Annotated in this window: 3 protein-coding genes; all 3 read left to right on the forward strand. The window is 62.1% G+C overall.

Going from position 1 to position 14,230, the window contains the following annotated elements; genetic code table 11:
• Nucleotides 1-440: 440 nt before the first annotated feature.
• Complete coding sequence (locus AC4ICF_RS17710; RefSeq protein ID WP_439209993.1) at nt 441-10,544, forward strand: BapA/Bap/LapF family large adhesin; 10,104 nt, start codon at nt 441-443, stop codon at nt 10,542-10,544.
• Between the two features lie 82 nt (nt 10,545-10,626).
• A complete protein-coding gene (locus AC4ICF_RS17715; RefSeq protein WP_316380178.1) occupies nt 10,627-12,030 on the forward strand; it encodes a TolC family outer membrane protein in 1,404 nt (467 codons plus the stop codon).
• A complete protein-coding gene (locus AC4ICF_RS17720; protein ID WP_116343805.1) occupies nt 12,027-14,222 on the forward strand; it encodes a type I secretion system permease/ATPase in 2,196 nt (731 codons plus the stop codon). Before AC4ICF_RS17715 ends, AC4ICF_RS17720 begins: the two co-directional genes overlap by 4 nt.
• The last annotated feature ends 8 nt before the right edge of the window (nt 14,223-14,230 follow it).

A 14,230-nucleotide genomic window follows, 5' to 3' on the forward strand; every position in this document is an offset into this window, starting at 1 on the left:
ATTTAATTACATCTAGAGCACAAATAAAATACGCAATTTAAAAATAAAAAAATCAATAAAAACAAGCCAATAAGAAAATAAATACATAATCCCCATCAATAAATTAATGCCCTCTTTACGACTTACCCCTTTATTTACGAAAGCTTAATTTGCACATTCACCGTTTTCTGGCTATATCATTTTTATATCCTCAAAACCAATTCCTCTATTAATTACAGGGTTTTATAAGGCAAAAATACGCATAGCAAACATTCTGTCTGATAAGTAATTACATTCGCTCTGATGTTGCCACTCTGAATCCTGGCGGGCATCGTTCGCTCTAAAAAAGACGGTGAGTGCTGTTTAATAAACAGTAACTCCGCCGGGGGCGCCCTTTACCTTCTCCAGAGATGGCTCGTCTTGCTCGTCGTTCACGATAACTCTGCTGGAGTAATACCTAAATGAGCCAAATCTCTGTTATATCAAAACTCACTGGCGTGGAAACGACTACGGAAGGCACACAGGTTACGCTGAGCCATTCCTCTATCGTTGAGCTTCATGTAGAGCGAGCCGATGTCTCCCACTTCGCGCGAAGTGGTAACGATCTGGTGGTGACCCTGCACTCAGGGGAAGTGATCACCCTTAAAAACTTCTACGTCACCGACGCGCAAGGCGTGAGCCAGCTGGTGCTCCAGGAGAGTGACGGTGCGCTATGGTGGATTGAAGATCCAACCGGAGCCGCTACGTACGAATCCATCGCCTCTACGGACGCGTTGCTGGCCGCATCCGGAAGCGATGCCGGTGGAGCCGCCATCTGGCCATGGGCACTGGGCGGCATTGTTGCAGCTGGCGGTATCGCAGCGGCGGCAAGCACCGGCGGTGGCGGAGGGGGAGACGACGACGATGGAGGTAACAGCAGCCCTACCCCCGGCTCGCCGGTCGATCCAACCAACCCGGATACAACACCGCCGAACGCGCCATCCAGCCTTCAGTTCTCGTCGGACGGTAAAAGCGTCACCGGTACCGCCGAGCCCGGCAGTACTATCACGCTGAAAGACGCGAACGGCAACGTCATTGGCACCGGGCAAACCGGCAGTGACGGCAACTTTACCGTGTCTCTCGGCAATCCGCTGACCAACGGCGAACAGGTGACCGCCACCGCGACGGATGCGGCCGGGAATACCAGCCAGGGCACAACGATTACGGCGCCGGATCTCACCGCACCCGATGCCCCGACCATCGGCAGCGTGACGGACGATGTTGATCCTCAAACGGGGTCGGTCACAAACGGCGGCAGCACCAACGATCCACGCCCGCAGCTCAGCGGCACAGCGGAGGCGGGCTCCACCGTGACCATCTATGACGGCGGAGTCGCGATTGGTACGGCGCTCGTCGCCAGCAACGGCACCTGGACATTTACCCCGTCAGCTGACCTGACTGAAAGCACCCACCAGATTACCGTGCGGGCAACCGACGCCGCCGGCAACCTCGGACCGGCCTCACCGGTATTTACCCTCACCGTTGATTTTACCCCGCCGACCACGCCAACCGCGATTGTGCTGACCGACGACACGGGTGCGATCAGAGGAACCATAACCGCTGGCACGCCTACCGACGCTTCAAAGCCGATCCTGGCGGGAACGGGCGAGCCCGGTGGAACAATCACTATCTACGATAACGGTGTGGCGATTGGAACCACGACGGTACTGCCGAACGGCACCTGGAGCGTCACGCCGAGCGGCCCGCTCCCGGACGGGACGCACTCGATAACCGTCGTTGAAACCGATGCAGCCGGAAACCAGAGTGCGGCCTCGGAGCCTATCATCTTCACCGTGGACACCACGCCGCCGCTGGCCCCCGGTGACCTCGTCGTTTCGAATGATGGCGGCACCATCACCGGCACCGCGGAACCTGGCAGCACGGTAACCATCCGTGAAGGCGACGCTATCCTTGGCACCCCGGTGGCCGACAGCGAGGGCAACTTTAGCCTGACGCTGACCCCGCCTAAGCTCAACGGCGAAATCCTGACCGCAGACGCCACCGACGCTGCGGGCAACACGGGGCCAGCAACCTCCGCAGCGGCGCCGGATATCACCCCACCGCAGGCGCCGGTTATCGTGTCGGTGATTGACGACGTACTGAACACAACCGGACCCGTGGAGCAGAATGGGCTGACCAACGACCGGGCGCCGACCCTGAACGGCACGGGCGAACCCGGTTCGACCATCACGATTTTCAACGGCAGCGATATCATCGGCACGGTGGCCGTCCCCTCATCCGGCCTGTGGAGCTTTACGCCGCCCTCACCGCTGGCCGATGGTACGTACGTGCTGACGGCAACGGCGACGGATGCCGCCGGTAACCCGAGCGGACAATCGAACGCGTGGACCATTATCGTCGACGGGACTGCGCCAGCCGCCCCGGTCATTACGCAGGTGGTTGACGATGTTCCCGAACGTACCGGCTCGCTCGACCTCAATGAGACCACCAACGATTCAACCCCGACGCTCAGCGGTACCGCCGCAGCAAATGCCACGGTGACCATTCGCGTGGACGGGGTTGATATTGGTACGACCGTCGCCGATGGCCTCGGCGCGTGGAACTTTACTCCGGACATCCCCATCGCCGAGGGTCCCCATACCCTGACCGCCGTCGCGACCGACGCGGCAGGCAACATTAGCGACGTTTCCAACAGCTGGGGCATCACCATTGACAGCGTGGCCCCGGATGCGCCGGTCATTACCCAGGTAGTGGATGATGTGCCAGAGCGCCTCGGCGCGCTCAATCCTGGCGACAGCACCAACGACACCACGCCGACCATCAACGGCACCGCTGAGCCGGGCTCAACCGTCACCATTCGCCAGGACGGCGTCGATCTCATCACGGTCCCGGTCGACAGCAATGGCACGTGGTCCTTTACCCCCGCCACGCCGCTTGGCAACGGCACGTATACCTTTACCGCCGTCACCACCGACGGAGCGGGTAATACCAGCCCGGCGTCAGGCGGCTTTACCCTGACCGTCGATACCACGCCGCCAGCGGCGGCTACTATCGCCACCGTTACCGATGACGTCGGCGGTGTTAACGGGCCGCTCACCAGCGGCGACACCACCGACGACACCCAGCCGCAGCTGCAGGGCACCGCGCCGGCAGATACGGTAATCACCGTCTATGACGGCACCACCCTGCTCGGCACCGCGACCCTCGACGGCAGCGGCGGCTGGAGCTTTACCCCCGTTATCCCGCTTACCGACGGCCCGCACACGCTGACGGTGCATGCCACGGATGCCGCGGGCAATACCACCATCTCAACGCCGTTTGAACTGACGGTGGATACCGTCGCGCCTGCCACGCCGGATATCCCGGCAATCACCGTCAATCCTGACGGCACAGAAACGCCGCTGAACCCGGGAGAAACCACCCGCGACACCACGCCGACCCTGAGCGGTTCCGGCAATCCGGGCGATACCGTGACGATCTACAACGGTGGCGTCAAGCTTGATGACGTGCTCGTGGACGGCAACGGCAACTGGACCTGGACGCCAGCCACCCCGCTGCCTAACGGCACCTATGACATTACCCTGACCGTCACCAACATGGACGGCACGGGCAACGAAAGCGCCCCGTCCCAGCCGGTCACCATCACCATTGACACCGATGCGCCAGTCGCACCTGCAGCACCGGTGATTACCGACAGCGTCAGCCAGATAACCGGCCCCGTTCCCGATGGTGGAACCACCAACGATCCGCGCCCGGTCCTCAGCGGCACCGGTACGGCGAACGATGTTATTAACATTACTGACACCGTCAACGGCACTCCGACCGTCGTGGGCACCGTCACGGTAGACAGCAACGGCAACTGGAGCTGGCGTCCTGACAGTAATATTGGGGAAGGTACCCACGTCTACACCGCCACCGCCACCGATGAGGCGGGCAACGTCTCTGACGCTTCGCCGGCGATTACGATTACCGTGGATACCGTAGCACCGGATGTCCCGGTATTTGACGCCGTCGGGGGCCAGCCGAATGGAGGCTTAATCACCGATGCGACGCCAACCGTCGGAGGAACCGGCACGACTGGCGACACGGTCATCGTCTACAACAATGGCGTTGAGTTGGGCCGTGTCGATGTCGTTAACGGAGAATGGAGCTTTGTGCTGCCAACACAAGCGGATGGCCTGCTGAACATCACCGTTGCGGGCGTAGACGCGGCGGGTAACGTCAGCGCGCCGAGCCCGGTCATTAGCGTCACGCTCGATACCGTTGCGCCTGAGATCCCCGTCATTAGCGCCGTCGATAACAGCCTGCTGTCCAACAACGTGCTTTATACGAACGACGGCACGCCGACCCTTACCGGCACCGGTGAACCAGGCGCTACCGTTATCGTCTCCGTAGACGGCGCGCCATCTGCCGTGCCGGTCACCGTGCAGCCGGATGGCACCTGGAGCTGGACTGCAGACGCGACGCTGGCGGATGATACATACGTCTTCACTGTCGCTTCCAGCGATCCGGCGGGTAACCTCTCAGGCAGTTCAGCGCCGCTGAGCGTGACGGTCGATACCGTCGCTCCGGCCAATCCGGGCAACATGAGTCTGCCTGAGACAGGCACACCGCTGACCGGTACCGGCGAAGAGGGAAGTACCATTACCGTTAAGGACAGCGGTGGCACGATCATTGGTACCGGAGTTGTCGGCAGCGACGGCAGCTTCTCCATTGCGCTGAGCCCGGCGCAGCTGGATCCAACCACGCTGACCGTGACCGCCACGGACGCCGCAGGCAATCCAAGCGCCGATGTGCCTTTTATCGTCACCGACTCGCCGCTTGAGCTGCCGCAGGTGCCCGTCATCACGGCAATCGTCGATGACGCGGACCCGGTCACCGGCGATGTGAAAGGCAAAACCACCAACGACACCACGCCAACGCTTACCGGTACGGCCGAAGCGGGCAGCGTGATTACTATCTATCAGGACGGTAGCACGACGCCATTGACAACGGTGACCGCCGACGGCAGCGGCAACTGGAGCTATACGCCAGCCGCGCTTGGTGAAGGGCTGCATACCTTCGAGGTGACCGCGACCCTCAACGGTGCCACCAGCGGCCGCTCTCCGGCGGCCAGCGTGACCATCGATCTTACCGCCCCGGGTACACCAACCATTGGCTCGGTCATTGACGACGTGGGTCCTGTCACCGGTCCGCTGACCAGCGGCCAGACCACCAACGACAGCCAGCCGACCCTCACCGGCACCGGCGCGGTGGGTGATACCATCTCCATCTACAACAACGGCGTGCTGCTGGACAGCGTGGTGGTCGGTAATACCGGCACCTGGAGCTACACCACGCCCGCTCTGCCAGAAGGCAGTAATGTTCTGACCATCCGCGAGACCGATCCGGCGGGAAATCAGAGCGGTCCTTCGGCGGACTTCACCCTCGTGGTGGATACCCTTTCCACTACGCCGGTCATCACCAGCGTAACGGATAATGTGGGCAATACCGCCACCCCGGTAGCCAGCGGCAGCGAAACGAACGACGCCACGCCAACTCTTACAGGGACCGCGGACGCGAACAGCGTGGTGACCATTTTCGATGGCGCTACCCAGATTGGCGTGGTTACGGCGGATGGCACCGGCGCGTGGAGCTTTACGCCAGAGACCGCACTCATCGAAGGCTCGCACAGCTTCACCGTCCTGGCGACCGACCCGCAGGGCAACGTCAGCGAAGTCTCAGCCCCATGGAGCGTGGTGGTTGACCTCACGGCACCAACGGTTCCAACGCTGGATACGGTGAGTGATAACGTCCCTGGCGGCGTCACGGGCAACCTCACCAGCGGGCAGGCAACCAACGACAACACCCCAACGATTAGCGGCACCGGACAGGCAGGCAGCACTATCCACATCCTGAATAACGGTACGCAGATTGGTACGGCGACCGTCGACGGAACCGGTAACTGGTCCTTCACCCCCACCACGCCGCTGGACGACGGCAGCTACTCCCTGCGCGCGTACGCAACGGATGCCGCGGGCAACGCCTCGGCTAACTCGTCGGTCTTCGCCTTCACCGTCGATACCGCAGGCCCCGGCGTGCCGCTGGTAACCAGCGTGATTGACGATGTCGCACCGACCACGGGGACGCTCACGTCGGGTAACAGCACCAACGACGCGCGTCCGACCTTCAACGGCACGGCCGACGTAGGTTCTACAGTGCACGTGATTGTTGATGGCAACGAAATTGGCACCGCCGTGGTCAACGCCCAGGGCAACTGGACCTTCACACCGGGTACCGATCTGCCCGACGGACCGCATGCCATCACCTTCAATGCCACCGACGCGGCGGGCAACGCGGGTACGGCAACGGCACCGTTTAACCTGACGGTGGATACGGGCGTGCCGTCTGCGCCGGTCATTTCAGCCGCGGCAGATAACGTGGGCAGTATTCAAACCCCGCTTACTTCCGGGCAGAGCACCGACGACACCACGCCAACGCTGAGCGGCACCGCGACGGCCAACGCCACGGTCACTGTCTATGAAAACGGTCAGCCAGTCGGCACCGCACTGGCAGACGGTACCGGCGCATGGAGCTTTACGCCGTCCGCACCGCTGGCCGCTGGTAGCCACACCTGGACCGCCACGGTGACCGATGCCGCCGGGAACGTCAGCCCCGCCTCGCCGGGCTTTACGCTGGTTGTCGATACCACGGCACCCACCGCGCCGGTTATCAGCCAGGCGATAGACGATGTGGGGACCATTACCGGTCCAATCACATCCGGGCAGACGACCGACGACACCGTACCGCGGCTGGTTGGCACCAGCGAACCGTTTGCCACCGTGAATATCTATGAGGGAACCACGCTGGTCGGAACGGGCATCGCAGACGGCAGCGGCAGCTGGAGTATCTTACTCAATACCACGCTGACAGAGGGTGCGCACAGCTTCACCGCGCAGGCCACGGATGCCGCAGGCAACACCAGCGCGTCGTCAGCCAGCTTCAGCCTGACGATTGATACCACGCCGCCAGCGCTGCCGGTGCTCACCAGCATCCTCGATGATGTCGGCAATGCGGCAACGCCGATAGCAGACGGTGGAACAACCAACGACGCGCAGCCAACCCTCAGCGGTACGGCAGAAGCGGGTTCTACGGTGAAAATTTTCGATAACGGCGTGCAGATTGGCAGCGTAACGGCCACCGGCGGGGCATGGAGCTTTACGCCTTCCCCGGCGCTGGGCAACGGCTCGCACAATTTGACCTTTACCACCACCGATGCCGCAGGCAACGCCAGCGCGCCAACCGCCGGGTATACCATTAACGTTGATACCCTTGCTCCGACCGCGCCGGTCATTAGCTCGGTAGTTGATGATGTGGGCAGCGTCATCGGACCGGTAACCGGCACCACTCCGACCAACGATACGCGCCCAACGCTGAGCGGGACCGCCGAAGCGAACGCGACGGTACGGATCTACGATGGCATCACGCTGGTGGGCACCGTCACCGCCGATGCCAACGGCAACTGGACGCTGCCAGAAACCACCACGCTGACGCAAGGCACCCATAACTTCACCGCCACGGCCACCGATGCCGCAGGCAATACCAGCCCGGCATCGGCCGTGACGACGGTGATCGTCGATCTTACCGCCCCAACGGCCCCGACAGGGACCTTTAACGCCGACGGTAGCGTATTAACCGGGAATGCTGAAGCAGGCAGTACCGTCACGATCCGTCTCCCGGACGGTTCAACGGTAACGACCACAGCGGGCAGCAACGGCACCTACAGCTACACCTTCGTTAACAAGCAGACAGAAGGCCAGACGCTGCAAATCACCGCCACCGACGCGGCGGGCAACGTCTCGCAGCCCGGCTCGGCGCTCGCGCCGGTGGTGCCACTCTCTGCCAGCAATAACGTCGAAGAGCTGGAGCTCAGCACCACGGCCACCGTAACCAACAGCCAGTACAGCGACTACGGCTTCCTGCTGGTTGGTGCCGTGGGCAACGTCCTGACGCTGCTCGGTAATGACTCCGCTCAGGTGAACTTCACCGTGGGCAGCGGCGGCAGCGCGGACATCGTCGTGAACGCCAACGCCACGGGGGCCGTGCTCTCTCTGCTCAACACCCTTGAGCTGGTGGTACAGCGCTTTGACACCGTTAACAACACCTGGACTACCGTAGTCGATACCGGACAGCCGCAGTTTGCCGACCTGCTGACCCTGGGGGCCACAGGCGTTTCGCTGAACCTGACCGGGCTGGCGGACGGCAACTACCGCGTGCTGAGCTATAACACCAACCTGCTGGCAACCGGCTCCTACACCAGCCTCGACGTGGCGGTGAAAGAGACCGGGCCGGGCACCGTTACGGGCGACACCAGCCTCGGCGGTAACGTGATCACCGACGTTGACCCAACCGCAGGCAGCGACAACGCTCCGGCAGGGGCAACGGTCACGGCCGTCACTAACGCCCAGGGTGTCACCACCAGTGTCACTGCCGACGGCACGGTGATCCAGGGTCAGTACGGTACGCTGACCATTAACCGCGACGGCAGTTACACCTACGATCTGACCAACACCAGCGCATCGGTGATTGGCCGGACGGAGAGCTTCAGCTACACCATCACCCATAACGGCGTCAGCGCGTCGGCGAATCTGGTGCTATCGCTGGGCAGCGGTACCGCCACCAGCGGTATTGTCGCGGTTGACGATACGAACTCGCTGACCTTCGATACCACCGTCAACGCGATTGACAACGGTACGTCGTCCCAGGGCGGCTTTACCCTGGTGGGGATCAATCTCGGCAACACGCTGGGGCTGAACCTGCTGGACGATATGACCAACCCCATCATCTATAACGTGGAGGAAGGCACTACCCGCACCATGACCATCCAGGCTTCCGTTGGCGGCGTGGCCCTGGCATCGGTGTTCGACCTGTACATCTACAAGTTCAACAACGCGACGCAGACCTTCGAGCAGATGCGCATTGAACCAGGCTGGCTGCGCGCGCCGCTACTGGGCGGCACCTCGCCTCAGCTGACGCTGCAGCTGCCGGCCGGTGAGTACCTGTTCCTGCTGAATACGGCTGCGGGGATCACCGCCCTGACGGCCTACACGCTGGACGTGCTGCAGGATCATGTCTACAGCGTGGCGAGCGTCAGCGCGAGCACTACCGGGGACGTTCTGTCGGATGATATTGCGCCAGTCGGCACGCTGGTGACGGAGGTTAACGGCGTAGCGGTGAACAGCAGCGGTCTGACGAACATTACCGGCGAGTACGGTACGCTGAGCATCAACGCGGCCGGGGAGTACACCTACACCCTGAATAGCGGCGTCGGCGTTGACCACATCAGCACCCCGGATACCTTCGTCTACACCATTACCGCGCCGGACGGCACGAAAGACACGGCTTCGCTCAACATCACCCCAACCGCGCAGCCGATGGATGCGGTGAATGATGTTAGCACCGCGATGGACGTGACGTCGGTACACCACACCGCCGCGTACTCGGATACAACCGTCGGGTCGGCGAGCTGGAACGCCGCGCTGCTCGCTTCAACCCAGGGTTCCGGATCCGGCACCTTCGTGGTGGATGCCAATACTGCGCTGCACAACGTGGTGCTGTCGTTTAACGTCGCCTCGTTGCTGACGCTGACAGGGTTGACGGTTGACTGGACGCTGACCAACGGCGCCACCACCGTCAGAACCGGCTCGTTCAACGGCGGGCTGCTGCTGGGCGGCACGGCAACGGTCAACCTGACGGGTCTCGACCTGGAGGCGGGGACCTACACCCTGAGCTATACCGGCAGAATGGGGCCGCTGGGAGTAGGAAATATCACCATCACCCCAAGCGTCACCGGCACCAGCTACTCGCTGTCGCAGTTCGACGCCACGGGCCCCCACACCGTTGACGGCAACATTTTCGACGGCACCGGTTCCGCAGGGACGATGGACCAGCTGCACTCGGTGGATACCCGCGTGAGCATTACCGGCTACGACGGCGTTACCACTACGCTGGATCCCTACACCGGCACCACGCTGTCGAGCATCACGGGTCACTACGGCACGCTGGCGATTGCCGCAGACGGCAGTTACACCTATACGCTCAACCCGGGGATATCGCTCTCTACCATTACCACGAAGGAGGTCTTTAACTACACCCTGACCGATGCCAACGGCACCACGGACACCGCGTCGCTGACCATCGATATGGCGCCGAAATTTATCAGTTCGGAGCATAACGATGTGATTAGCGGTACGGCCTACGGCGACACGCTGATTTATCAGGTGCTGAACAGCACGGCGGGCAACGCGACGGGGGGCAACATCACCAGCGCCGGCGGCGACCACTGGACGAACTTCTCCCTGGCACAGGGAGACAAGATCGACATTGGCGACCTGCTGGTGGGCTGGGACGGTAATACCGCCTCGCTGGGGAGTTATATCAATGTCACGCAAAGCGGTAGCAACACTGTGATCTCCATCGACCGTGACGGCGCAGGGAGCACCTACACTAATACTGCACTCGTTACGCTTGATAACGTGCAGACCACGTATGAAGAGCTTGTGAACCAGCAACACATCATTACCTGATAGCACCTGCACGAGATGACCCGGGCGCGCACAGCGCCCGGGCATAAATAATAAAGCTGTACTTTTTTATTAGGGACAAGACATGGGAATAAAGATGCCTTACTGGTGGCTCTCGTGCTGCCTGATATCTGTACCCGCCATCGCGGCAAACCCGGCGGCAACCATCAATACCGGACAACTCCGCGAAACGCAGGAACTCCCCTCACTGAATGGCCGCGTCGCCCCGGTGGCAGGCAAAGCCGCTCCCGGTTCACTACAGCTTGGCGAAGCCGTTAATCGCGCCGTCACCTGGCATCCGGCGATCGCTGAAGCCGTGGGCAAACTCTACGAGCAGAACGAAGAGGTCGACGTCGCCAAATCGAAATACTATCCGCAGATTAACGCCGGCATGGACAACGGGTATTCCCACGACGGCGATCAGAACGGCTTTACGCCGTCGCTGGTGCTCTCTCTTTCGCAAATGCTCTACGACTTCGGCAAAGTGGCCAGCCAGGTGCGGGCCGAAAACGCCGGAGTCGCCCAGCAGCAGGCCAACGTGCTGGTCAGCATCGACACCATCGCTCACGATACCGCCATCGCCATGGTGCAGGTGCAAACTCTGCAGCAGATGGTCGACACCGCCAAAGAGCAGCTCGACGCCCTCTCCTCAATCGGCAAGCTGACCCGCCTGCGTAACGACGAAGGGGCCACCTCGCTCTCTGACGTGGTGCAGACCGACGCGCGCATTGAAGGGGCACGCGCCCAACTGATGCAGTATCAGGCCAGCCTCGACAGCGCCCGCGCCACGCTGATGAGCTTTCTCGGCTGGAACAGCCTGAATGATATCAGCAATGATTTTCCACAGAAACTGGCCCGCAGCTGCGATATCGTCGAGCCGGACGATCGCCTGGTGCCTGCGGTCCTCGCCGCCTGGGCACAGGCGAACGTCGCCCAGGCTAACCTCGACTACGCCGACGCGCAGATGACGCCAACCGTCTCGCTGGAGCCGGAGGTCCGTCATTACCTGAACGATCGCTACGCGGGTAACGAAACGCGGGATCGCACCCAGTATTCCGCCTGGGTGAAAGTCCAGATGCCGCTCTATCAGGGCGGCGGGCTCACCGCCCGACGTAATGCCGCCGGACACGCGGTGGAGGCGGCGCAGTCGACCATTCAGCGTACGCGCCTCGATGTGCGCCAGAAGCTGCTGGAGGCCCGCAGTCAGGTGATGAGCCTGCAAAGCACGCTGCAAATTCAGGGCCGCCAGGAGGCACTCAGCGCCCGCACCCGCGAGCTCTATCAGCAACAGTATCTCGATCTCGGCTCGCGCCCCCTGCTGGACGTGCTTAACGCCGAGCAGGAGGTCTATCAGGCACGCTTTACCCAGCAGCAGACCCTCGGTCAGCTGCACCAGCTGCAGCTCAACTGCCTCTATAACACCGGGCAATTGCGTCATGCGTTCGATCTTGATAACCGCACCATCCAGACCGTGGAGATCCAGCCATGAAGCAACGCGACATCCCTCAGGGGGAAACGATGACGGATGAGGCGCTGGCGCAGTGGGCGCAGGCGTTTGGCTTTGTTGCCACGCGCTACCGCGTCGCCTGTTCGCCCGGCGCGCTGATCGCAGGCGCACCGTGGCTGAAAGGCAAACCGATGGTGCCCGCGCTGACTCAGCTTGCCCGTGAAGCCGGGCTAACGTTCCAGCTGCTAACGGCCGATCAGCAGTCGATCAACAGCTGGCGTCTGCCGGTGGTGGTGGCGCTGAGCGACGGAAAAATCGGCGTGATCGAGAATTTCGACGGTGAGGACACGCTTGAGGTCAGCTTTTTCGACGACAAGACGTACACCAACCGCCTGTCGATGAGCGCGATGTTACCCGCCATCCGCCACGTTATCGCCCTGCGTCCGCTGGCGGCGCTGAAGGACAGCCGCGTGGATGCCTACATCTCAAAATACCGCCCGGACTGGCTCTACCGGCTGGTGATGCGCGACCTGCGCCCCTACAGCTGGGTGATGCTGGCGGCGCTGTTCATCAACGTGCTCTCCCTCTCCGGCATTGTCTTTTCCATGCAGGTGTATGACCGGGTGATCCCCGCCCAGTCCTACCCGACGCTCTACGTGCTGACCATCGGAGTGCTGATCGCCACCCTGTTTGGCTTTGTACTGCGCGTCGCGCGCGGGCACATTATGGATCTGCTGGGCAAGCGATCGGATCTGCGCGTCTCGGATCGCGTGTTTGGTCACGCCCTGCGGCTGCGCCACAGCGCCATTCCGCGCTCCACCGGCAGCTTTATCTCCCAGCTGCGCGAGCTGGAGCAGATCCGCGAGATGGTCACCTCCTCCACCATCTCGACGATTGTCGATCTGCCCTTCTTCTTCCTGTTTGTGGTAGTGCTGGCGATCATCGCGCCGCAGCTGGCGTGGATCGCCCCGGTGGCGGCTGTGATCATGGTCCTGCCCGGCCTGCTGCTGCAAAAGAAGCTGGCGGAGCTGGCGAAGCAGTCGGCCCATGAATCGACCCTGCGCAACGCGGTGCTGGTGGAGAGCGTGCAGGGGCTGGAGGACATCAAGCTGATGCAGGCGGAGAACCGCTTTTTGCAGCAGTGGAACAGCTATATCCAGATTACCGCGGAATCCGGCCTGCGCACCCGCGAGCTGACGCAGAACCTGATCAGCTGGGGAATGACCGTCCAGAGCCTGGTCTACGCCGCCGTGATCGTAGTCGGCGCGCCGATGGTGATCGACGGCACCTTAACCACCGGTTCGGTGGTGGCCGCCTCAATGCTGGCCTCGCGGATGATCGCGCCGATGGCGACGCTGTGTGGGGTACTGGCCCGCTGGCAGCAGGTAAAGGCCGCCAAAGAGGGGCTGGACAGCATTATGCAGCTGCCGACCGAGAACCAGCGCGAAGAGACGCCGATCCGCCAGGACGTGCTGCGCGGACACTATCTCTTCGAGCAGGCGCAGTTCCGCTACCACCCGGAAGATCCGCGCATGGCGCTGCGCATTAACCGCCTGGAGATCAGGCCGGGCGAGAAAGTCGCGATCCTCGGGCGCAACGGCGCGGGCAAATCCACCCTGCTGCAGGCGATGGCGGGCGGAATGGATCTGGCGGGCGGCGAACTGCGGCTCGACAACCTCAGCCTGCCGCATCTCGACGTGGCGGACGTGCGGCGCAACGTCGGCTTTATGACCCAGAACGCGCGGCTGTTTTACGGCACCCTGCGCGAGAACATCACCCTCGGCATGCCGCGCGCCACCGACGAAGAGATTTTCGAGGTGCTGGAGATGTGCGGTGCGGCCAGCTTTGTGCTGAAGCTGCCGAAGGGGCTGGACTACCCGATTATGGAGAACGGCGTGGGGCTGTCCGGCGGGCAGCGGCAGTCGATTCTGCTGGCGCGGATGCTGCTGCGCGATCCGAATATCGTGCTGATGGACGAGCCGACCGCCTCCCTTGATGAGCACACCGAGCGGGAATTTATCCAGCGCCTGGGAGCATGGCTCGGCAACCGGACGCTGGTCGTCGCCACCCACCGCGTGCCGGTGCTGGAGCTGGTGGAGCGCGTGGTCGTGCTGAAAGATGGGATGCTGGTCATGGACGCGCCAAAGGCACAGGCGCTGAATAACAGCCGCATGCAGCAACAGCAGCAGGCAGCAACCGGACGGGAGTGGAAAAATGAAAATCAGTCAGCGTGACGTGGCCG

Source organism: Enterobacter sp. ECC_219_Taxon_10 (genome assembly GCF_058354905.1).